The sequence below is a fragment of the Pseudoalteromonas sp. AWH4_217 genome (genome assembly GCF_056161105.1).
This window is the reverse complement of sequence record NZ_JBSWYM010000010.1, coordinates 81,930-105,805: the sequence shown is the minus strand read 5'-3', so window position 1 is coordinate 105,805 and position 23,876 is coordinate 81,930. Positions and strand designations below refer to the sequence as shown.

Genomic DNA, 23,876 nt, shown 5'->3' with positions numbered 1-23,876 from the left:
CCTCCTTGAGCAAGTGGCAGAGTTCGTTCAATTAACAGGCCTGCTGAGGCTAAGCCCGGTTTAGCTGGCTTCAGGTATTTGCAATCAACTCGGCAGACACGTGCTGCTTTTCACATTACCTTGTAGCATTAATGTTAAGTATGGAAGCTGAAGTTTGAATTGCCAGTGCCAATATAAAAATTCCGCAACTAGCACCGGCTGGTGGGGGCTGGGTCAGGTCGTGTGTGACACGCGCAATGCTCAATCACACACTATCCGATATGAAAAATATTTATTTAGTTATCAACGATTATCGTCACTTATCCGACTGGCAATCGCGCTATTTTGACCTTTATATTTGGCATCTTTGCGCATGTTGTAAGGTGCCTCTGCCGGGCTACTCAGGGTTTCAAAACTCAGTGCGCCAATCTTCATCTTAGGTCGCAATGCCAGAGGCAATTTACCAGAGTTATAAAACTCCAGAACAATGTTTCCTGACCAGCCCGGATCGATACGATGTGCGGTTACGTGCACCATTAAGCCTAATCTAGCCAAAGATGAGCGACCATCAAGCCAACCGACAAGATCAGCAGGTAAGGTCACAGATTCATAAGTCATAGCCAAAGCCAGTTCACCTGGATGCAGGAAAAAAGCCTGGCCATCTTCGAGTACAATTTCATCACTCATAATGGATTCCATCGCTGCGTTGATCTGCTCTTTGGGCCCGCTCAGATCAACATAGGGTGCAGCGTGATCCTGAAACACACGAAATTTATTGCCCAGACGCAAATCAACGGTCACTCCTGAGATCATCTCATCGGCCGGCGTTGGCTCAATTTGAATGTGTTGGTTTTTGATAGCTTCTTTTATATCTCTGTCAGAGAGTCTCATTACTTAGTCATCCGTTATTAGAATTTCGACCCCTTGAGTCGATTGTGATTGTAAATACAACATGCTGCTTACCAGCTGAGCACAATAAATATAATGGTCTTTGATCGGCAGTGATTGAGCTGTGATATTGGCGCCGAGCTCTGAGTTTTCTCGGATCCCGGTATCCAGTGGTATTTCTGCAAGCAGCGGAACACCATGACGCGCGGCCAGTTTAGCGCCCCCTTCACTGCCAAAAATGGCGTTTTTGCCATCACAATGCTGGCATGAAAAATAACTCATATTTTCTACCAGGCCAATAATAGGCAGGTTGACTTTATTGAACATTGCAATGCCCTTTTGCGCATCTGCCAATGCCAGGTCCTGAGGCGTTGTCACCACAATTGCACCGCTGGCGGGTACTTTTTGGGTCATCGTCAATTGGATATCACCTGTACCAGGTGGCATATCGACAACCAGATAATCCAACTCTCCCCAGGCCGTTTCATTTAACAATTGAGTTAATGCCTGTGATGCCATTGGACCACGCCAGACCGTCGCATCGTCCTCAGCCACTAAAAAACCAATGGACATGGCTTTTATGCCATCTTTTTCAAATGGTTTTAGCGTATTTTCGTCCAGTGCCTCTGGCTGTTGCCCACTCAACCCCAGCAAAGAAGGGATGGAGGGACCATAAATATCCGCATCCAGAATGCCCACCTGTGCCCCTTGAGAAGCAAGTCCTGCTGCCAGATTTACGGCCGTGGTCGATTTGCCAACGCCGCCTTTTCCTGATGCGACCAAAACAATGTGTTTAATTTGTTTGAACTGAGCCACACCGGCGATTTCACTTTGGCATTTCACGCGGACATCCGCATTCAAAGATTCACTCAGGTGAGAAGAGAGCACAGCTCCCTGCCCTGATGCGGCAAAAGGCAATGTGAGTGTAACTTGCCAGGACACTTTTTCCGCTTTATCGGGTGAAATATCCGCAATCCACTGTGTATCAATGCCCATAGGAAAAATCGCGCTACGATAGTGTTGCAGATGAGTTTTAATCTGTTCTTTTATGGGGTCCTTCCTGGTAAATAGTTTTTCAATACCAAACATACAAATAAAACGCCTTGAGGTGATGAAATGGGCGCAGGAATTATGTAACATTCACTTCATTAAAACCAGTCAAATTCGCGTCTGCTGGGATTTCCCCAGCCGTTCTGGTCAGTCTTTTATCACAACAGACTGGCTGACCGGGCCGAAGTTTTTGCTCTCTGTATCGATAAGCACCGTGCATGATGCCAGGCGCCAGATCTACAGAGCCAAACTGAGCCGCTCTATTTTCACGGAATAACTATGACAAAGAGAAAAATTCTCATAACAAGTGCACTGCCTTATGCTAACGGACCGACTCACCTGGGTCATCTGTTGGAGTACATTCAAACCGACATCTGGGCTCGTTTCCAGAAGCAGCAAGGCCATGAGGCCTATTATGTCTGTGCAGATGACGCTCACGGCACACCTATAATGCTGAACGCCCAAAAACAGGGCATCACGCCAGAAGAAATGGTTCAGCAAGTTAGCATTGAAAGACAGCGTGACTTTGCCGACTTTAATATTGAGTTTGACAACTATCACAGCACCCACAGTGACGAGAACCGTGAGCTGAGTGAGTTGATTTATACTCGCCTGAATGACAAAGGGCACATTAAGAAGCGTACCATCTCTCAACTGTTTGACCCTGAAAAAAGTATTTTCCTGCCCGATCGATTTGTTACCGGTACTTGCCCAAACTGTAAAGCCGAAGAACAAAACGGAGACAGCTGTGACGCCTGTGGCGCAACGTACAGCCCAACCGAGCTGATTGAACCAAAGTCAGCAATGTCTGGGGCAACACCTGTTCTCAAAGATTCTGAACACTTTTTCTTTGACTTGCCTGCTTTTGAAGACATGCTAAAAACCTGGCTTCGCTCTGGCAGTTTGCAAGCTGAGATGGCCAATAAACTGGATGAATGGTTTGCAGATGGTCTGCAACAGTGGGATATCAGTCGTGATGCACCTTACTTTGGCTTTGAAATCCCGGGCGCACCAGGAAAATACTTTTACGTATGGCTGGATGCACCTATTGGTTACATGGCCAGCTTCAAAAACCTCTGTGACAAACAGGGCCTGAACTTTGACGAGTTCTGGGCTGAGGGGTCTGATGCCGAGCTATATCATTTCATTGGTAAAGACATCATCTACTTCCACAGTCTGTTCTGGCCAGCAATGCTCGACGGCGCTAACTTCAGAAAGCCAAATAATGTATTTGCGCACGGTTTTGTCACTGTAAACGGCGCGAAAATGTCTAAGTCTAAGGGGACTTTCGTTAAAGCACGTACTTACCTGGAACATTTGGACCCTGAATATCTGCGTTACTATTATGCTGCTAAACTGAACAGCGGTGTAACAGACCTGGATCTAAATCTGGAAGATTTCGCGCAACGCGTGAACTCAGATCTGGTCGGTAAGGTTGTCAATATCGCCAGCCGCTGTGCGGGCTTCATTACTAAAAAGTTCGGCGGTAAGCTAAGCAATACGGTGATGGATGAAGCACTGTTGAGCAGCTTTGTGGCTGCCAAAGACAGCATTGCCGGTCACTATGAAAACCGCGAATACAGCCGTGCTGTGCGTGAGATCATGACACTTGCCGACAAGGCTAACCAGTTCATCGACGCGGAAGCCCCCTGGGTACTTGCTAAGAATGAAGACACACTGGAACGTGCACACCAGGTATGCTCAATGGGTCTGAACCTGTTCCGTGTATTGTTGACTTACCTTAAGCCTATCCTGCCTGGTATGGCAAAGAATGTAGAAACCTTCTTGAACACTGAATTGAGCTGGGAAGGCCTGGAAACGGCGCTTATCGACCATGAAATCAACAAGTTTAAAGCCCTGATGCAACGTGTTGAACTGGACAAAGTCAATGCAATGGTAGACGCGTCAAAAGAAAGCCTGGAGAAAAAAGTCGGCGGGCAAAGTGCAAAACCTGCAGCTGACAGCCCTTTGGCTAAAGAGCCGATTGCTGACGAAATCGAGTTCGATGATTTTGCTAAAGTTGACCTGCGTGTGGCTAAAATTGCTAATGCAGAGCACGTTGAAGGCGCAGACAAGCTCCTGAAGTTGACACTGGACTTAGGTGGAGAGACCCGCCAGGTCTTTGCCGGTATCAAATCGGCCTATGCTCCGGAAGATCTGATCGGCAAACTGACAGTCATGGTTGCCAATCTGAAGCCTCGTAAAATGCGCTTTGGTATGTCAGAAGGTATGGTGCTGGCTGCTGGCCCTGGCGGTAAAGAAATCTATATCCTCAATCCAGACGAAGGCTCACAGCCAGGTATGCGCGTGATGTGATCTGTGCTGCTATTAAACTAGATTGAATAAACGGGCCATCAGGCCCGTTTTTGTTTCGGTTATTTAGGCTTACATTATAACAATTGGTATATCCCAGGACGTGTTGTTGTCACCCCCTAATCCATTTCTAGATGAAGAAGGCTCAATTCCCATAATGATATCCTGCTTTTTGATATTTGGGTATTTACCGGATAACACCTCGAAATCTATCACCGATTGGTCCGAGTAATTCACTTTAACTCCCGTTACTGTTAGCCCAAAACTATCCGTCTGGATAAAGTCAAAATTACCAATGTATGTAGCTTTACCCGGTTCAACTTTGAAATGAATCGAAATAGGTTTAGCAGGGCTGACTGACGCATATCCGCTGAATACCATCCAGCCTACAATGTAATACTCTCCAGCCGGCACCTCAACTGCAAACAGCTCTCCTTTTCTTCCAAGGTGACTGTAATCTCCCTTCGGTGGTATAGGTATGAGTGCCATTCCTTCGCCAAACTGAATAGACTTTTGTTTAGTCGAAAACAGGCCTCTAAATTGAACGGAATATCCAGAATATCCTCCTCTGTAACTAATGGAGGTCAAAAACACGCCCTTGTTTTCACTATTACTTAGCATATAGTCTTTCTTAATACTTTTAGTGGTTGAACATGCACCAATAAAAAGGATAAAAATAAGAGCAATGCCACTCCTAATTAGCTTGGTATTAATTGTTAGTCTTGTATTCAACATATCCCTGATCTCAAAAAGTCGTTTTAATTTTAATTTTCAATAGTCTAACAGGTTTTCCTCGAAGTGGAACTTTGAGCGATGCCACCAATTTAAATACAGCTAAAATGGCTCATTTCACCTTGCGCAAAGACCGAGCTATAGCTCGACTTTGCACGACAAAGCGTTCGGCGAGCTGCGAAGCGTTGCTTCGGTCTCAGAAAAGTACGAGTGGACACATGTCCCTATGGAGGGCTCCCGGTCCGGTATCAGCAACCGCGGCTCAAGCCATATCCAGCTAAAATGGCTCATTTCACCTTGCGCAAAGACCGAGCTAAAGCTCGACTTTGCACGACAAAGCGTTCGGCGAGCTGCGAAGCGTTGCTTCGGTCTCAGAAAAGTACGGGTGGACACATATCCCTATGGAGGGCTCCCGGCTTTTCATCCATGAAAAGCGTTCGGCGAGCTGCGAAGCGTTGCTTCGGTCTCGCCTCACCCAACCATTTCTTCGCCTTTGGCGGGGCTGTATGGGACTTTGATGCTGACTTCAATGCCTTGCCCTGGGGTTGATTTTGCGGTGATTTCACCTTTGAGCAGTTGTGTCACCAGGTTATACACTATATGCATGCCCAGACCGCAGCCTCCCTGGCTTCTTTTTGTCGTTACAAACGGATCGAACAGGGTCTTTAATCCCTCTTTTGACATCCCAACCCCATCATCGCGGTATACGAGTAACCAGTGCTCTCCAAGCATACTGGTTGATACATCGACCTTACCCTTTTGTTGTTTTTCAAAGCCATGGATCATTGAGTTGTTAAATAAGTTTGTCATTATCTGATAAATGGCGCCTGGGTAGGTATTGACCAACATGTCGGCATCACCCGTAATAGACAAGGTAATCTCTTTACCTTTACTCAGCGGCAAAAGAGAGCTAAAAACGTCTTCGATATAATCTTTGACGTTAATATCCCGCTCCACTTCGCTAGACTGATCAACGGCGACCTGCTTAAAGTTGCTGATCAGCATTTGAGCTCTATCGAGATTCCGTAGGATCAGCCTGTATCCTTCCTCCTGCTCTGAATTAGAGCGCTCCAGATCGGCCTGACGTAATTGCTTTTTCTGAAGCTTTTCATTGATGTTGTGTAAGCATTCCTGATTGTAAGTCAACGCGGTAATTGCCACGCCAAGCGGCGTATTAATCTCATGTGCAATCCCTGCCACCACATTGCCCAGCGACGCCATTTTCTCACTTTCAATCAGTTCCTGCTGGGTACGTTTAAGCTCCATCATAGCCTGTTCAAGCTTTTGATTCTTTTTGTATAGTTCGTCTGTTCGCATTGCTACTTTAATTTCCAGTTGTTCATTGAGCGTCTGCAATGCATTCTGGTGCGCCTTCAGCTCTGCTATGTCTTTCAACGCGCCTACAATGCGTTGTGGTCTACCATGATGGTCGCGACTAACCACTTTTCCTCGCTCTAATACCCAGCTCCATTGGTCTTTTAGTGTTTTTACCCGCATCGCGATTTCATAGGTGTCCTGCTCACCCTCAAGACAGGCTTCTATTTTCTCTTCCCAGGCAATGCAGTCTTTTGGATGGACAAATTGGTCTATGTCTTCGACGGACATAGTCGTCTGATCCCTGCCATAGTCAATACGTGGCTTAACGCAGTAGCGGTAAACTTTTTTGTTCTCAAGGTGCCAGTCCCATAACTCATCACCGCTGGCCCATAAACTCAGTTCAAGGCGTTGTTGCAGCTCATTCATCACCCGGTTGTCATTCACCACCTGGCGAAAGCGCGCCTGCCGCTGCCTCAGCCATAAGGCAAAACTCAACGTCAGTGCAACAACGTAAAACGTCTTGGAATACCAGTCCCACCACCAGGGCGCTTTAATACTTATGGTGAAGCGATGTACAGGCGATTTTTGATTAAAACGATTGACTGTGTATGTTTGTACCTGATAGTTCCCAGGCTCCAGTTTCAGCAGGTTGATTTGCCTGACCCCATCAGCCAGTTTCAGCCACTGATCGCTCAGGCCAACGATACGATAAAAGAAGTTCAAGCGTTCGGAGCCGTAGTCCAGACTGGAATAGTGCAAAGAGATGATGTCCTGATCATAATTCAGAGACAGTTTCTCTGTGAGTTCGGGTGCCAAAGTCAGCTCACTGCTGGCCTCAGGGTGCAATACCTCTCCAAGCAACTCGATATTAGAGATTAACAGGGGTCGGATCCCAAACGCGATACGGATTTGCTCCGGGTAAAATTGATTGAACCCCTTTGCTCCGCCAATAAAGACCCTGCCATCGGGTGCCAGCCAGGCAGCATTATAATTGAATTCGTTATCCTGCACGCCATCGACAACCAGAAAGTTATCGATATTGTGGTCATGTATATTGACCCGACTCAGGCCACCACTGGTGCCAAGCCAGACATGTTGTTGCTGATCAAATACCATGGCCCAGATTGCTTCGTTGGCGAGCCCGTCGGCTATCTTTAACACCTTTTCGACTTCAAACTGCTTGTTCAGGATACTGACGCCTGATTCACTGGCGACCCAGATTGCGCCAAGTGTGTCGCGCGCCAGCATAAAGACAATATCTGATGCCAAACCATTATTTGTGGTCAGCGATTTAATAGTCAGTCCGTCATAATGGAACAGACCATCGCCCACGCTACCAAAGTAAAAGCCATCACCATCAACCAGAACCGACGACACATGATTTGGTGCTGCAACCGATGAGGCAAAAAATGGCAAGAGTTTGTTCTGGTGTTCATCATAATAAAGCAGGCCCAATGTGCGGGAGCTCAATAAAACCTGCTGCTTAAATACTGTGATGTCATTAAAACTCAATTCCGGACCATTACCGAAATCAGGTGTAAAGTGCATCACCTCGCCATTGGTGAGGTTGAGCCTGGCCACACCAGCACCGCGTGAAGTCAGCCACACGTGTTCATTTACAACCAGCACTTTAGTAATAAAGCTATTGGAAAAGGTGGCAAGCTTAGGGTAAATCTGCTCCGCTTTAATAAACTGTTGCTGTTGGAAAATATAAACCCCGCTGGACGTCGCAACCCACAAGCGATCTGATGCATCCAAAGCAAAGCTGCGGACATCCGAATTTGCCAGCGGTGCACTTGGGTAATTGTATTCCCCCACATGGCCAAAAGTTTCACTGAGCTGACTGATGAAGTGCAGGCCCCGGGTTTCTGTCCCAATCCACAAATCGCTATTGCTGTCCCTGAAAACCGAGAGGATGCTGCTGTCCTGTAACCCTGACTTATTATTGCCCCGTTTATACCAGCGCTTTTTTATCTCACCTTTCATGTTAAGCAGATATACGCCGTGGCTGGTGGCAACAAATAACTCCCCTGCTGACGCAAAAACTGAATGTAATACCAGCTTTAAATCCGATGCAATGGCGCTTTGCCACAAGGCGCGCTCAAACAGAGTGTCATAAACTGTTAACTTATTATCTTTGCCAATTAAAAATGCCCGCTCACCACTGATCATCAGCGACTTAAAATCACCCGCTAACAATAGTGTCGTCATATCTGTCTGGCGATTGTTAACCACCAGCCCCTCATCAGACAGATAATAAACCAAATTTTTGTATACCGTTACATATCGAATAAAGTCGCCTTTCAGTGCCAACTCTTGCGGTAACAGCGTTGCTTTATCTATTACATAGTAAAAACCGTCTTCTGTAGTGACAGAAATTGCGCTGCCCTGACAACCAATAGACTGCACCCGATCAGAAGGGATCAAAGGACTGAAATCACTTAAAAAGCTCTGAAACCGACCCGTGACGGTATGATAAACGCTGAGTCCAGTGCTGGTACCAATCCATAGTGACTCGCCGCTATGGCACAGCGCAGTGATAAAGGCCCCGGCCAATGAAAATGGATCCTGCTGACGGCTAGTAAACTGCTTAAATGAATGGCCATCAAAGCGGTTGAGGCCCGCTTGTGTACCAATCCAGATATAACCAAGTTGGTCTTCTTCAATCGCAGTAATACTGACCTGACTGAGACCTGATTCATAATCATAGTGACGCATCACCTGCGCCGTATCAGAAAATATGGGAACGGCCAGTACAGGAGCAGAATATAACCAGCTCACCACCAGGATCAGGAAACTCACGCCAAGTTTTGTGTGTTTTATATGCTGTTGCTGATACAACCCTATCACCTTTTGCGCAGGCTCTTTGTTGTAACTATAGCAAAACTTTACAATCCAGCTGAGATGTCGGGTATTGGGTTAACAGCGCGCGTCATCGTGTTCAGATAACGCAAACTCAGTAACCTCTCCATCTGAGCGCAGTAAACGATAGCGGCTCAGTCTGCCCTGTTGTAACTCAACCAGACTGATAGCAGATGCACTCACTAAGTAACGTTTGCCAACACTGTTACTGTGATGTTTTCGTACCGACAACTGCCAGCGCTTAGTAAACAGGTTAAACGGGCTCCAGGGGGCAAAAAGCCAGGTATCCAGTTTTTCTAGTATGTGCAGCAGGCGCTTTGGGAATTCATTTTTTATGCCTGAAGAGGTAAGTTGCCAGATCCGGTTATCGTGCCGGCCAAAACGGGCCGCGACTGAAAAGCAGAATGAGTAATGCACATCACCAGATAGAATAATGGTCTCACTAGGTGTATCTTCACGCTTGAAAATATCGATCAGTTTTTTCGCAGCGCCCTCATGCGCCATCCAGTTCTCAACATCCACCACCAGAGGATGACCACATGCGTTGAAGACTGCCTGTATCGTTTCTATCGCCTTGACGCCAAATACCGGTGCAGGGCTCACCAACAAAACAGAATCCTGGTTCAGCATTTGCTCCTGCAATTCCATGAGGGTTTCCCAGTCCATGAGGCCACTGGGTTCATTGAAATCCTGTTCATTGCGCCAGCGATGGGTACGCGTATCCAACACCACAACTTTTGGCTGTGTGTCGAGGCAATAATGCCACTGTGTAAAACGGTGCAGGGCCTTGTCGAAGCTGGTTAGCGCCCATTTGTTATGGGCTGTAAGACATTGGGTAAACCCATCGATCAACTTACCCGTCGCGCAAAAGGCATCATTACCCAATCCCTGGAACAACCAATATGCTATCAGGCCATTGGCTATGATCCGTCGACTTGCCGGAGAATTGGCAATATTTTGCTCCCATCTCGCAGTCAGGTTCCAGTCGTCTGTCACATCATGATCGTCAAACATCATTAATGTGGAGACGTTAGCAAACAGCCGCTGGGCCGCCGGCAAAGTTTCAATAAAGCCCTGTAAAGCGCGCTTATCCGCGGCAAATTCAAGTGCCTGGGCATGGCTCAGATCGTGTCCATGTAGCTGCGATAAATCGACCAATTGCCAGGCCTGATAACTAAAGTTAAGCAAGTAGCAGGCAATAAACTCCTCAAGCGTGATCAGGTGATTACCAGCCTTAACACTCGAGAAATGTACCTCATCTTTTTTAAGCCAGTGGCCTATCGTCCACTTACTGCGTTCCTGCCAGGGCGTTTTCGGTAACCAATGATGGCGCTGATAGAGCTGCTGCTGCAAGGACTCTGGCAAAGTCAGCGCAACATTGTCCTCGGGGTAAATGTCGAGTAACGAGATTAACCTGTGTGCAGCCATAAGCATCGGGCCCGCCACATCATCCGCGTAAATCTGATCTCCGGACATCAGTAACAGCGAGGGACGTTTTGCCTTGTCATGTAACGTCTGGCGTAGATAATCATCGGCAGTTGCCAAGCTGTCCTGGCTGTGGTGATGAGGATTGCGGCACGAGCCGTGAAGCACGCTATGAATGGTTTCGGGCACCACAAGCTGAGGGGAGTCAGTGTAGCTAAGCGCACTTAGATCCAGCCAACGCCCACCCGCTTTGATGCGATAACCCAGGTTGGTATCGCATTTAAAATGGCCGTGGTTCGGAGTGATCCGTAAATAACACAGATATAAATAGGTACCCAACCTGATTTCGCTTTGCTCAACCGCTACCTCAACCCAGTCTATTTCTAGCTCGAATTGTGGTGCTGCCGTGGTAACAAACTGCAGGCAAATTTGTTTAGGCTCTGCCCGGCGCACCATAGGGCCGAGCAACAGGTAAGGTAAATCAGAATCGTTAGCTGGCATTACCGCGCTGAGCCAGGCCAAACAAACGGTAGAAATTCTCCGTTGTGGCGCTAGCTAACTCCTTGTAACTTATCCCTTTTAAATCTGCGATAAAATAAGCAACATCCTGCACATAGGCAGGTTGATTGGTTTTACCACGATGTGGCACAGGCGCCAGATAAGGAGAATCGGTCTCAATTAACAGCCTGTCCAGAGGCAAACGCCTAACAACATCTTGCAGCTCTGTGGCATTTTTAAAAGTAACAATCCCAGAGATAGAAATATAGAATCCCATATCAATGGCCTGCTTTGCCATATCCCAGTTTTCCGTAAAGCAATGCAATACACCGCCGCACTGCTGCGCCTGATGCGCACGCATAATATCCAGGGTATCCTGTCTGGCATCACGCGTATGAATTATCAGTGGCTTGTTGAGCTCATTAGCAATATCAATGTGCTGTGCAAAGCTGTCTCTTTGCACCTGGTGTGTGTCTTTTGAGTAATAATAATCTAACCCAGTCTCGCCGATTGCCACGACCTTAGGGTGCTGAGCCAGTTCTTTCAGTAGCGCCGGGTCTAGCGCATCGTCCTGGTTTAACGGGTGCACACCGCAAGATGCTGACACATCCTCAAAGGGGAGAATTTTTTCCAGCATAGCCGGAAACTGAGCCAGGGTAACGCTCACACATAAAAAGTGTTCAACCTGCTTTGCTCTGGCATCCGTGAGGATCTCGGGTAAGGCTTTACCCAGTTTATCAAAGTCCAGTCTGTCAAGGTGACAATGAGAATCTACAATCATAACTACTCTTACATGGTGTAGGTGGGCTTACCGGAATTCAGCATAGTGCCCAGCATTTTTACTATTTTATCGTTCAGTAATTCATCTTCTGCTTCAAACCCAACACCTATACCTGGCGGGTTAGAGTTTTGCGCACCTTGTGGTGTGATCCAGACGACCTTACCGGTCACCACATCTTCTTCAAGCGCATCGGGCAAAGTAATACGTAGCGTTAACGTCTGGCCCATTTCATAACGACTATTGGTTTGCACGAACAAGCCGCCGCTTTTTTGGTATGGCATGTAGCTGCGATATAGTTCGTCGTTGTCTTCAAAATCCACTAGTAATTCTTGCACCTTGACTCCTATCTTAAGGTTTGCTGCAACTGATAGCATAATCGTGACAGACTCAGGGACAAGTTTAAGCCTAACACAGTATGCTGGTCTACTGAAAACCGCCTCACTGCTGCAATGGCAGCCTGTGCTTTGCTAAAATCCAGCTGCCCCGTCATGAGCCGGTTGTTGATAGCAGCCAGCACAAAGCTGCAAAACACCTTTATCAGGCTGGTATCAGCTTGTAGTGCTTTTGCCAGTGCATCGCTATCAATGCCCTCGTTCAGATGTTGTGCGAGTTGCCACAAGTAGTCTATGTCATTGAGTTGCTGCGTCTGGGACCACTTCTGTAATAATAGCGGTTGCGACATAAAATTGCTGATCCAGGGGAATTGACTGGTGTGGATCCCTTGCTGTGCGAGCCACGCTTCTACCGCATTTCCATCGAACACACCCACATTCAACTTGTTGCAGCGACTCAGCACCGTTGCAGCCACGCGTGCACTGTCATTACACAATAGCAACAGGTATCTGCCTTTGGCGGGCTCCTCAAGCGTTTTCAGTAGCGCATTGGCAGCCGACTCGGTGAGCTTTTCAATGCCATCTATCACAACGACTTTGTTACCCCCTTGTTGAGCTGAGTGAAATATAAACTCATTCAGGCCGCGGATCGCATCAACACTAATACTTTGTGTTTCCGCCGTTATCAATAGTTTGTCCGGGTGATTGTCTGCCTCCAAGAGCAGGCAGCTTTTACATTGCCCACAAGCATACAGCGACCTGCCAGCCTGTTTACACAGCAACGCTGCCGCAAGCGACTGAGCCAGCTCTAGCTTTCCAACGCCGCTCATGCCATAAAGCAACTGAGCATGATGAAAGCGCTGTTGTTGGTAGCTCGTCTGTAATTGAGATAAAACCGGTTCTAACCAAGGGTACATATCGTCGCACCAGTTAACTGTTTTCGTCTTGTTGACGATTGGCCGCTACCAACGAATCTACGACATTTAAACAGGCGCTCAGCACTGTTTGTTTATCTTGTGATGCATCAATAACACTAAACCGCGCTGGCTCAGCCTGTGCCTGGGCCAGATAACCTTGCCGTGCCCGGTGTAAAAACTCCATTTTCTCATCTTCCATGCGATCTAGCCCTTCGCCACGTTGATTTACGCGTGTTAAACCAAGCTCAGGATCTAAATCCAGAATGATATTCATATCGGGTTTAAAGCCGCCCAGCGCCAATTCGTTAATCGTCGAGATTGTCTCAAGGTCGATGCCTCGCGCATAATGTTGAAAACTGAATGTCGCGGCGTCAAAACGATCGGAGATCACAACCTTCCCCGCAGCTAATGCCGGTAGGATCTTTTCTTCGACATGCTGTGCCCGTGCCGCACCAAACAGCATAAGCTCAGTGACAGAACCCATTTCGGGTGTACTGGGATCTAAAATAACAGTACGGATCTTCTCACCTATCGGCGTTCCGCCCGGCTCACGAGTCAGTACAACGTCAAAACCCTGTTGCTCAAGATAATCGGCAATGCCCTGAATCACGGTTGTTTTGCCTGCTCCATTGCTGCCATCACAAACCAACATAAAACCTTTATTCATACACACTCTCTGCGGCACCACTGAATACCGAATACAATTATCTGAAAATGAGCGCTATTATATCCGTTTCACGTCATCATCAGTAGGATTAATTCGTTGAATAGTGTACCGTTTACTGCATTAATCGATTTTCGCAAGGAAAAATGATGCAAATTGATCTTCATCACGCCATGACCTGGGTTGTGGCACGAGATGCTGGCTTCTCCCCGGCTCAGGCCACCACCATAGCGCACGCCGCGCAGTATGTAGACGACGCCACTAACTATGGTCATATTGAGTTTGACAATGGCGCCGCTTATGAGCGGATAGCAACTGCACACAAAATGCTTGAGTATCGTAATCTGGACAGCCTTAAAAATATGAAAGTCTGGGTACCATTTCATTTTTTGCCGGGTAATGGCGGCTTACCGGCAGGCGAAAACCCGAGCGGCAGCTTTATTCAGAAACTGGTATGCCGTCCACACTCTCACGTAGCAAAGGACATGGTTGCAGAGGTACTGGCAGAAAAAGACCGCCCTTATTCATTACACCGACTGGGGATCACTGCCCATGTGTTTATTGATACCTGGGGACATCGGGGCTTTGCGGGCGTCGACCATCCGGTAAACCATGTGCGCAATATCACAGATCACAATGGTCAGGAGCACCACAGCCTGATAGATAAGGTCACCAAGTATTTCGCCAATATTTTGCAAGACAATATTCCAAGCCTTGGTCATGGTCAGGCGCTCTCACATCCCGACCTGCCCCATCAGCACTGGTCTTATATAAACGGTCTGGGTGAACACATTGAACGCAACAACCCCAGTGACTTTTTGCAGGCGGCAGACGAGCTGTGTAAAGTTTTTCAAACTTATCTGGTAAAGCCTATCACCGGGCTCTCACCACAAGTACGAAACGAAATTGCACAGTGTTTTGACCAGTTTGTCAGCGATAATGGAGAAACGCGTCATCACCAGTGGCTGGATGCTATTGCAAACGACCGCTTTGGTCTGGGTGCCCACCAACTCAGCTATATAGCAAAAGGCCATGGCTCATGGAAGCATCAAGCACTTGGAACGACATTGGAAACGGGAGATGAGCACTGCTACCAGTATCACCCGGGCTTTCTTGATTCTGACTGGAAACATTTTCATGATGCCGCGAAGAAGCACCGCCAGAGCATCATAGTGGATATTCTGCCCAGATATGGCATTTGTGTCAGCTAGATAAGGGTTACCGCGATCCAGGTTAATCGCGGTAAAATACCATTTAATCAGGCTTAAGCGTGACGGCCTGATCTTTAACACCCGCGTAAAAAACCACTATCTGTGCTGCCTCTTTACCAACATTTTTGCCCCAGTGCCAGGTATTGAGTACTTCGACTATGGTATCGCCGGCCTTGATATGTAAGGTCTCACCGGTTTCTGTCTCAACCATTAGCTCACCTTGTATCATCAAACCAGCATTAATATAAGGGTGCTTGTGGATAGGCAAGGTCTGTCCGGCAGGAATGGTAAAGCGCATGATCCGTACTTCTGGCTGGCCTTTTGGGTAGGCAGGCAGGGTTGCGCCGTTCCAGCTCTGTTGCTGTTTTGTCAGAGTTTCTACTTTTATCTGCTCGGTGCTATGCGCTTTTTCTGCACTGATACTCGCAAAACTCAACAGTAAAAAAGCGGGAAAAGTAAAAAGAGTGATGTGCATGTTGGTTTATCCTTATAAGTTTTTTGTATCCTAATACGACAATGTGAATTATACCAATTTGCTTAATTAAGTGTTCTATTTTGAGGCAAGAAAATATCGTCGATAACACCGCTCTCGCGTCCTGCTATCGCTGAGGCACCTACATCCATGTAGGCGAGGCAGAAATTTTGCTATTTAGTTGTTCTAAATGATAAATTTCTAACACAGTTAGCGGCATATTTGCTCCTTCAAATTGAACAGGTATTAAATGAAATTGGTATTAGTGGAGCCCTGTCATCGTCAAAATATCACGCTGCGCAGACAAGCGTAGTTCAACGTCACACTGATCGGGTAACGTCTTCAGCCCCCATTGAGTCAGACGCTGAAAAAACTGCACAAAGTGTGTAACCTCTTGCTTTGACATACGGCGTGACTGCGTGCCTGACAGACGCAATTTTTGTTCTTGCTCAAAGCGCCAGCGGGCAACATGCGAAAAGTCCCCGGCATTGAGAAATATGAGTTTATCAAGCTGTGCAAACAAGGGCTGGTAATCTGCTTTAAGAAAGTGGTTCACAGAATGGCGATAACGGCCATCAGGATCCTGTTCCTGCTCCAGCTGATTAATCGGGCAAGTCAGGCTTTGTTCCGGCTGCTCTTTTATGCCCAGACACCAGCCTTCAAAAATCAGCACGTCCAGGCTATCGCAGTGTTGCCAGTGCACAGACGAAAATGGCTCGTCCATAGATTTATCAAACCGGGGCAATGTCAAAGGCTGTTGCCCCCGAAACCGCGCTAGTACCTCAGCTGCCAGGGCGGTGTCGTGAGTCCCCGGTACACCCCGGGTCTGAAACAACGGGTGTATATCATCAGCGCGTTTTGCCCGCTCGGCCTGGCTCAGATAGAAATCGTCCAGTGACACACAATCAACGCGCAATCTCTTTTGAGCAAGCGCGGCTTTTAAGTAGCCAGCCAGTGTCGATTTACCACTCCCCTGTGAGCCGCTGATCCCCAGGCATAAAGGTGAATTTTGCTTAGCTTGCTCCGCCAGCCACTTAGAAACGGGGCCAAGTAACTGAACATACTGCGCATCAAGCTTGTGCGCCTCACAAAACCGACGCTGCCAGGGCGCCATTACAAAAGACTCTGCCATACCTGTCGGGCTAGGTGTTCAGCTCATACTTATAGCCAGCACCATATATAGAGTGAATGAATTCGCTATCCGGTGAGAGTTGGGAGAGCTTCTTGCGAATTTTTTTAATATGGCTGTCAATCGTACGATCGCTGACGATCCGATCATCGTCATAGATACAATCCATCAGTCTTGAGCGATTGTAAATGCGCCCGGGATGTGCGACTAAGGTTTGCAGTAAAACAAACTCCACCTGAGTGAGCTCTACAGAGCTGTTCTGATAGGTGACAAATAGCGTGTTTTCATCCAGTGCCAGTTGCTCAGTCTGGAGGGGATTTGCCCCTACCCGGCGCAAAATTGCTTTAACGCGAGCAACCACCTCACGTGGACTATAAGGTTTGCAAACATAATCGTCCGCACCCACTTCAAGTCCCAGTAACCGATCGATTTCTTCCACCTTAGCGGTAGTCATAATAATGGGAACCATAGAATGGCGCCTCACCTCACGACAAATCACGATACCATCAACATTAGGTAGCATAAGATCAAGCAGAATAATATCTGGTTTAAAGGTGTCAACGGCATTCAGAGCCTCGGCGCCATCATGAACCATATGCAACTCATAGCCAGCCTGAGTGACATACTTACCTAAAATGGTTGCAAGCTTTTTTTCGTCTTCAATGATTAGTACTTTATGCATTTTCAGCGTTCACTTTCACCTTGGGTCTTCTACTTCCCAAAACTAAGTGAAATGGCTTGAATTTACAACCCTTTTAGGAAAAGCGCATCACCACAGCCAGACCGCCAAGTTCACTTTGTTGGGCCGAGATTGTACCGTTATGCGCCTGAACTATGCTGGTACAAATCGCCAGCCCAAGGCCCGAACCACCTGACACACGATCTCTTGCCTGTTTGACCCGATACAAGCGGTCAAAGAGTTTATCTAACAACTCGGGCTCTACTGCGGGTGAGCTGTCTTGCCAGACGATTTCAGTTTGCTCTCCCTGTTTCTTAATCGTCACCAGGATCTGACCGGGACTGTGTTGCGCAGAATCGGTGTAACGCAATGTATTTTGCATCAGATTGCTAAATAACTGAGTCATCCGCCTGTCATCACACTCCATCAGCAACGACTTATCTCCGTCCAGCTGCCACTTAAAATGTTGATTCGTCAACTGAGCCTGATGATTACCGAATGTCTGTTCAACGATATCGCCCAAACAATGTGGTGACATCTGATAGCTCAGAGATCCTCTGTCCGACATAGATAACTGATGCAAATCATCAACCAGCTGAGTCAAACGACTTATCTCTTCATGTAAAGAGTGAAGCTGCTCAGGGTTAGTTTCTATGACCCCATCAATCATCCCTTCCAGTTCAGCTTTAAACACAGCGATAGGTGTACGCAGCTCGTGAGAAATGTCGGCGATCCACTGCTGTCTTGCCTGCTGGTTTTCCCGCAGGGTTTCTGACAGGGTATTCAAATCCCGAGCCAGCATACCCAACTCGTCGTTGCTATCCGTGCTCAGGTTACTCTGATAGTCCCCTCTTGCCAGGCTCTGTGCCGCCCGACGCAGCGCCAGTACAGGCGCAACCAGAAAGTGACTGAATGGTATAGCCAGTAAGCTCGATGCGATCAGGGCTACAATGGCGATATACATAAACCAATTTTTTTGTCGCTCGGCAAATAAACTGTCAAAACGATTACTCATAACCAGGCCATCTTCAAGGCCAACGTACCCCAGTAGGGGCGACGCAGGAGAATCGGACTGGTGAACAGGCTCCCACAAGGTCGTTCTAGTTGTCGTCAGTGAGCCAATAACCTGCTCACCGGCTGCGTTTTTATACACTAAACGACCACTTCCATTGTCTCCATACCCTCTGGGAGGCGGCCTGCGTTTTTTTGGCGGGTATGCACTTCGTTCTCCTCTGGGTGGACGCTCAGCACCAGGTTGCGGACGTCTGTCAGATTGATACTGTGTCTGAGGGCGAAGCTCATCACCCCTCTCCCGACCTATGCGCTCCTCTGTCGGGCCTCTGTTAGAATGTTCTGGTCGTCTGCGAGGCTGTCGCATAGACGGGCTGTCGTAACTGTCATAAGAGGGATTAGCACCGTCCGATGTCGTTCTAACGGCATTTCCCCGTACTTCTTGTACCAGCTGATGCCACGCCGGATGCCGATGATACACCCACTCCTCACCGTAACGGTCGTAATTTTCGCGAATAGTCGGCATTAGCGCAACGAGTCGTGCGCGGCTATTTTGCTGAATATAATCACGAAAACTCTTTTCAAAAGCCGCCTGATTAGCAAAGTAAATCGCCATGATCAATACGGTGTTGACCAACAGCAAAATAGCCAGCAGCTTGTGCCGTATTGTCAGTTTCATGGTGTAGTTACCCCTGTGAGCAGAATTCAAAACTTGTAAGACCAGATGCTAATCAGTATGTAAGGTCAATGTGCAAATAGTGTGGAAGTGGTGACAAAATTTACCAAAGCAGGGACACACCTGTGCGCCCGCTTTGTATAGGCGGCCCGTCACATGCAACACGGGCCGATAGTTGGGCTACATAAGGGTAGTTAATTAAACTGCACAATCTCGAGGCCCAGCATATAGCCTTCGCCTTCAGTGTTGTTGCCGCAGCGGATGACTTTGACATGAGCATTGAGAGGTGGAATGGAGCCACCGTGACTGTCGATAAATACGTCTAACATTTCATTGATTTCAATCGGCTCCTCAACAATGATCGACAAACCTGTAGCACTTAAGTCGTGGCAAGTGCCTTGCAGTTTATGACCCGTGGACAAGACCGTTAATTGTGCCTGGGTGTTGACCATCATGCGCATAAAGCGCCGCTTATCCTCATGTATCATGGCGTGCTCCACTCATTATTATCATTGCTTGCCTGCAAAAAATTACCTGGGAATAATTTGCACCATATTTTTTATTTTTTCCGATAAGGACTGCATTGAAAAGGGTTTAACCACGTAAGCATCACAGCCCGCATCAAAACCAGCTTGCTTCTCCTGCTCCGATTCCAGACCCGACACCATCAGTACGGGAATATCTCGGGTTTCAGGCGTGTTTTTCAGCATTCGACACGTATCGTATCCATCCAACCCAGGCATGCATACGTCGAGCAGTATCACATCCGGTGGATCAGCAATCGCATTAGACAGGCAGCTCTTACCTGATTCAGCGTAGCTAAATTTAAATGCGTCCGACAAAGCCATAGAGAGCATTTCAAAATTGAAATACTCATCATCAACCACTAAAACATGCGGCGTTTTCATCCTGCTCCCCTGTGTGGACATAGTCAATGCCGCTTCCTTTTCACAATCCAAAAATAGTTTCCTCTTAATAAGGTAATTGCCCTAATGCAAATTGCAAGTCAAAACACACTATTCGATCTCATTTAGCGCATTAGTGATCCGCTTTGCTGAAATCGGATAAGGTGTGCCTAGTGTTTGAGCAAATAAAGACACCCGAAGTTCCTGCTGCATCCAAAAAACTTCCTCTAGGGCTTCTGGCATTGGCAGCCCTTTTGGCTGCTTATTACACTTATCAGTGTATGCAGTTGCTACTTTTTCGAGTTCCAGCACACACAAACGATCACGATTTGGATCGACCGGCAACTTCTCAAGACGTTTTTCAATCGCTTTCATATAACGCAATAGGTCAGATAACTTGTGTGCACCATGCTGGCTAACAAAGCCTTTAAAGATCAGACTCTCTAACTGAGACTTGATATCCCCATGGGCAGTGATCATGGTCAGGTCAACGCGACCTTTCATACGCTTATTCACGCTATGTGCAATGCTCAGCACCTGTTCAACTGCTGAGGCAATGTCAACGACTTTATCTCCCAACTCAGCTCGGACATGCTCTTTGGCTTTTTCAAAGTCCTGCTCAGAGCGGATTGAGGTATAGTCGCCAAGTAAAGCGTCCACACCCGCAGCAGTACAATCGTCAATCAGGTCGTTAATTTTACCAAACGGATTAAAATACAGCCCCAGCTTTGCTTTATTCGGCAAATGCTGTTGTAAATATTTCACCGGTGAGGGCACGTTGAGCATCACCAGTCGACGTAGACCGAGTCGATGTGCCTGTTTGGCCTTGAGCGGATGATCAAACAAGCTGATTGAGGTAGTTTGCTTATCGTCCACCAGCGCCGGAAACGCTTTGATCTCGTAACCGCCCTGCTTTTTGGTGTATTCCTCAGGCAGGTCACCAAACGACCACTGCGTCAGCCCCTCCTGCTCTATGCCCTCTTCTGCCACTTTGGACAGCGTTTGCGTGACCTTGCCTTGTAATTTAGCTTTGAGTGCATCCAGGTCATAGCCATGCGCAATCACCTTTTTGTTTTCATCCAATACCTGAAACTGCATTTTTAAGTGCGATTCCAGTGCCCCGAGATCGAACGCCTCAGCGTCAACTTTCACACCAGTCATACGCAGTAAGCGATTTGCCAGCGCCTCCAGGAAGCCCCCTTGCATCGGCTCTATAGCAGCAAGCACCGCATCGGCGTAGTTTGGTGCCGGCACAAAGTTACGTCTCAGGCTCTTGGGTAAGCTCTTAATCAAGGAACAAATCAATTCATGACGCAGTGCTGGTATATGCCAGTCAAAACCTTCATTCGCAACCTGATTGAGGAGCGGCAGGGGGATGTTTACGGTCACCCCATCAACAGGTTGACCGGGTTCAAAATGATAGCTCAATGGCAACATCAGATTTCCCTGCTGCCACACGTCAGGATAATCCAGTGCCGTAATGTGTGACGCCTCGTGTTGCATCAGGGCATCCCGATCCATATGCAAAAAGCGTTTGTCGGTTTTTTTCTTGTCTTTCCACCAGTGATTGAACGCAGCCCGGTTATTGACATCGGCCGGGATCCGCTGCTCGTAAAACGCCTGCATCATATGCTCATCGACCAGAATATCCCGGCGACGCGCTTTGTTTTCCAGATCCTGAATATCTTCAATCAGGGCCTGATTGTGCTTTAAAAAGGCCTCGTTTTGCCCTAACTGCTGAGCTATCAGTGCTTCTTTTATAAAGAGTTCACGACACAGGGCTGGTTCAATCTGACTGTAAACCGTACGCTTTTTGCCAACAATGATCAGGCCGTACAGGGTTTGCTGTTCAAAGGCGATGACACAGCCCAGCTTCTTTTCCCAGTGTGGTTCACTGTAACTACGCTTAACCAGGTGCTCCGCCAACGGGGCAACCCAGTTAACATCTATCCTGGCATTAATTCGGGCGTAGAGCTTACTGGTTTCTACCAGTTCAGCCGCCATCACCCACTTAGGGCTTTTCTTAAACAGGCCAGAGCCAGGGAAAATATGGAACTGACTGTTGCGCGCCCCTTTATAGAACTTTTTCTCGTCTTTTTGACCTATGTGGCTCAGCATCCCGCTGAGCAGCGCCTGGTGAATGGCTTCGAAGCTGGCATCATTGCCTGAGGCTTTGAGGCCCATTTCCGTGCACACTGTGGTGAGCTGATAAACAATATCCTGCCACTCTCTGACCCGCATGTAGGCTAAAAAGTCTTTCTGGCATTGCTTTCTGAACTGACTGCGACTGAGCGCTTCCTGCTGCTCTTCCAGATACTGCCAGAGGTTCAGAAACGCCATAAAATCCGAGTCCGGATCTTCAAACCGACCATGCTTTTCATCCGCAGCACCGCGTTTTTCCTGCGGTCTTTCTCTGGGGTCCTGAATCGACAGTGCCGCTGCGATAATGATCACCTCACGCAATGCACCCACGGGGGCTGATGCCAGTACCATACGGGCCAGGCGCGGATCTATCGGTAAGCGGCTGAGCTTGCGTCCGGTCTGGGTCAGCGTGGTTTGCTCACGTCTGGCGGCAGGTTTAACGGCACCCAACTCCTCAAGCAGGGTGACACCATCTGTGATATTGCGGTTATCGGGTGCTTGCACAAACGGAAACCGCTTGATGTCGCCCAGGCCCAGCGCCAGCATTTGCAAAATAACCGATGCCAGGTTGGTGCGCAGAATTTCCGGATCGGTAAATTCAGGTCGGCCAAGGAAATCTTCTTCTGAGTACAAACGGATACAGATACCCGCAGCAACCCGGCCACAACGTCCCATACGCTGATTGGCACTGGCCTGAGAAACGGCCTCAATCGGCAATCGCTGAACCTTAGTACGAGCACTGTAGCGGCTGATCCGCGCCGTGCCCGGGTCGATAACATAGCGGATCCCAGGTACCGTCAGTGAGGTTTCGGCCACGTTGGTTGACAGTACAATACGACGATGACTGTGGGCGGCAAAAATGCGATTTTGCTCGGCATTCGACAAACGGGCATACAAAGGCAAAATCTCAACGCCTTTGAGGTTGCGCTTACTCAGCGCATCTGCCGTATCGCGAATTTCCCGTTCGCCATTCATAAAGATCAGGATGTCTCCGGGGCCTTCTGCACACAGTTCGTCTACAGCATCGAAAATCCCCTGTAACTGGTCATTTTCGGCTTCGCTTTCATCACCACTGGCATCTATAACAGGTCGATAGCGCACTTCCACCGGATAGGTACGGCCCGATACTTCAATGATGGGCGCGTTATTAAAGTGCCTGGAAAAACGTTCCGGATCGATTGTCGCTGAGGTAATGATCACTTTGAGATCCGGGCGCTTCGGGAGCAGGTTTTTCAGATAGCCAAGAATAAAGTCGATATTCAGGCTGCGCTCGTGGGCTTCATCTATGATGATAGTATCGTACTGATTCAGGTATCTGTCTTGCTGGATCTCTGCCAGCAAAATACCGTCGGTCATCAGCTTGATATAACTTTTGTCAGACACCTGATCACTGAAGCGGATCTTAAATCCCACTTCCTGGCCAAGCTCACAATTAAGCTCTTCGGCAATCCGGTTTGACACGCTGCGTGCTGCCAGACGTCGTGGCTGAGTGTGACCAATATAGCCATCAACACCGCGGCCCAGTTCCAGACAGATTTTAGGTAGCTGAGTGGTTTTCCCCGAGCCGGTTTCACCCGCAACTATCACCACCTGGTTCTCGGCAATGGCTTTTTTGATGTCGTCTTTTTTCTGGCTAACCGGCAGCGACTCGGGATATTGCACCGTCGGCAATTCAGCCAGACGCTTCACTCTGAGCGTTTTACTGTGCTCTATATCACGCGTTATCTGAGTAAGTACCTTTTGTTGTTTCGCTTCATCTTTTATTTTTTTGACGCCCTGAAGACGTTTTTTAAAGAGAAACTGATCCTTTTTGAGGCAATCCGCTATGTTCGAATACAACGACTGCAAATCCACTACACGACACCTTGTTACTGAGAAAATCGTCGCGTAGTC

18 protein-coding genes are annotated in these 23,876 nt (G+C 47.9%); 2 read left to right on the top strand and 16 right to left on the bottom strand.

The window, feature by feature from the left end:
* Positions 1 to 282: 282 nt before the first annotated feature.
* A complete protein-coding gene (gene dcd / locus ACXAH1_RS13980; protein WP_138551343.1) occupies positions 283 to 870 on the bottom strand; it encodes a dCTP deaminase in 588 nt (195 codons plus the stop codon).
* Positions 871 to 873: 3 nt separating this feature from the next.
* A complete protein-coding gene (locus tag ACXAH1_RS13975) occupies positions 874 to 1,956 on the bottom strand; it encodes an Mrp/NBP35 family ATP-binding protein (RefSeq protein ID WP_475197491.1) in 1,083 nt (360 codons plus the stop codon).
* A gap of 240 nt (positions 1,957 to 2,196) precedes the next feature.
* On the opposite strand from ACXAH1_RS13975, the gene metG reads away from it, so the two are divergent.
* Positions 2,197 to 4,233: a methionine--tRNA ligase gene (metG, locus tag ACXAH1_RS13970; protein WP_475197490.1), complete on the top strand. Its 2,037-nt coding sequence runs from the start codon at positions 2,197 to 2,199 to the stop codon at positions 4,231 to 4,233.
* A gap of 69 nt (positions 4,234 to 4,302) precedes the next feature.
* On the opposite strand, the gene ACXAH1_RS13965 is transcribed toward metG, so the two are convergent.
* The 7 genes from ACXAH1_RS13965 to tmk form a co-directional block, all read right to left on the bottom strand.
* Positions 4,303 to 4,965 carry a hypothetical protein gene (locus ACXAH1_RS13965; RefSeq protein WP_475197488.1) on the bottom strand — a complete coding sequence of 221 codons (663 nt, stop codon included), beginning with the start codon at positions 4,963 to 4,965 and terminating at the stop codon, positions 4,303 to 4,305.
* A 468-nt stretch (positions 4,966 to 5,433) separates the two neighbouring features.
* On the bottom strand, positions 5,434 to 9,129 hold the full coding sequence (locus ACXAH1_RS13960) for a two-component regulator propeller domain-containing protein (protein WP_475197487.1): 3,696 nt from the start codon (positions 9,127 to 9,129) through the stop codon (positions 5,434 to 5,436).
* Between the two features lie 69 nt (positions 9,130 to 9,198).
* Positions 9,199 to 11,067, bottom strand: coding sequence for an alkaline phosphatase D family protein (locus tag ACXAH1_RS13955; RefSeq protein ID WP_475197486.1), 1,869 nt, complete (start codon positions 11,065 to 11,067; stop codon positions 9,199 to 9,201).
* Positions 11,057 to 11,845, bottom strand: coding sequence for a TatD family hydrolase (locus ACXAH1_RS13950; RefSeq protein ID WP_475197485.1), 789 nt, complete (start codon positions 11,843 to 11,845; stop codon positions 11,057 to 11,059). The genes ACXAH1_RS13955 and ACXAH1_RS13950 overlap by 11 nt, the downstream gene beginning before the upstream one ends.
* A gap of 8 nt (positions 11,846 to 11,853) precedes the next feature.
* Positions 11,854 to 12,180 (bottom strand): PilZ domain-containing protein, encoded by a 327-nt coding sequence (locus tag ACXAH1_RS13945; protein ID WP_475197484.1) that lies wholly within the window; start codon positions 12,178 to 12,180, stop codon positions 11,854 to 11,856.
* Positions 12,181 to 12,188: 8 nt separating this feature from the next.
* Positions 12,189 to 13,094 (bottom strand): DNA polymerase III subunit delta', encoded by a 906-nt coding sequence (gene holB, locus ACXAH1_RS13940; protein ID WP_475197482.1) that lies wholly within the window; start codon positions 13,092 to 13,094, stop codon positions 12,189 to 12,191.
* A 13-nt stretch (positions 13,095 to 13,107) separates the two neighbouring features.
* Positions 13,108 to 13,761, bottom strand: coding sequence for a dTMP kinase (gene tmk / locus ACXAH1_RS13935; protein ID WP_475197481.1), 654 nt, complete (start codon positions 13,759 to 13,761; stop codon positions 13,108 to 13,110).
* A gap of 143 nt (positions 13,762 to 13,904) precedes the next feature.
* On the opposite strand from tmk, the gene ACXAH1_RS13930 reads away from it, so the two are divergent.
* A complete protein-coding gene (locus tag ACXAH1_RS13930) occupies positions 13,905 to 14,969 on the top strand; it encodes a DUF6765 family protein (RefSeq protein ID WP_475197480.1) in 1,065 nt (354 codons plus the stop codon).
* Between the two features lie 43 nt (positions 14,970 to 15,012).
* On the opposite strand, the gene ACXAH1_RS13925 is transcribed toward ACXAH1_RS13930, so the two are convergent.
* From ACXAH1_RS13925 to hrpA, 7 genes are all read right to left on the bottom strand, one after another.
* Complete coding sequence (locus ACXAH1_RS13925; RefSeq protein ID WP_475197479.1) at positions 15,013 to 15,444, bottom strand: cupin domain-containing protein; 432 nt, start codon at positions 15,442 to 15,444, stop codon at positions 15,013 to 15,015.
* A gap of 259 nt (positions 15,445 to 15,703) precedes the next feature.
* Entirely contained in the window at positions 15,704 to 16,573 is an 870-nt protein-coding gene (locus tag ACXAH1_RS13920; RefSeq protein WP_475197477.1) for a kinase, read from the bottom strand.
* 10 nt (positions 16,574 to 16,583) lie between these two features.
* Positions 16,584 to 17,252 carry a response regulator gene (locus tag ACXAH1_RS13915; protein ID WP_253046245.1) on the bottom strand — a complete coding sequence of 223 codons (669 nt, stop codon included), beginning with the start codon at positions 17,250 to 17,252 and terminating at the stop codon, positions 16,584 to 16,586.
* A gap of 73 nt (positions 17,253 to 17,325) precedes the next feature.
* Entirely contained in the window at positions 17,326 to 18,939 is a 1,614-nt protein-coding gene (locus tag ACXAH1_RS13910) for an ATP-binding protein (protein ID WP_475197475.1), read from the bottom strand.
* A 191-nt stretch (positions 18,940 to 19,130) separates the two neighbouring features.
* Positions 19,131 to 19,424 (bottom strand): PilZ domain-containing protein, encoded by a 294-nt coding sequence (locus ACXAH1_RS13905; protein ID WP_138552886.1) that lies wholly within the window; start codon positions 19,422 to 19,424, stop codon positions 19,131 to 19,133.
* Positions 19,425 to 19,466: 42 nt separating this feature from the next.
* Positions 19,467 to 19,865: a response regulator gene (locus ACXAH1_RS13900; RefSeq protein ID WP_010381687.1), complete on the bottom strand. Its 399-nt coding sequence runs from the start codon at positions 19,863 to 19,865 to the stop codon at positions 19,467 to 19,469.
* An 87-nt stretch (positions 19,866 to 19,952) separates the two neighbouring features.
* On the bottom strand, positions 19,953 to 23,837 hold the full coding sequence (gene hrpA / locus ACXAH1_RS13895) for an ATP-dependent RNA helicase HrpA (RefSeq protein ID WP_475197473.1): 3,885 nt from the start codon (positions 23,835 to 23,837) through the stop codon (positions 19,953 to 19,955).
* Between the last annotated feature and the right edge of the window lie 39 nt (positions 23,838 to 23,876).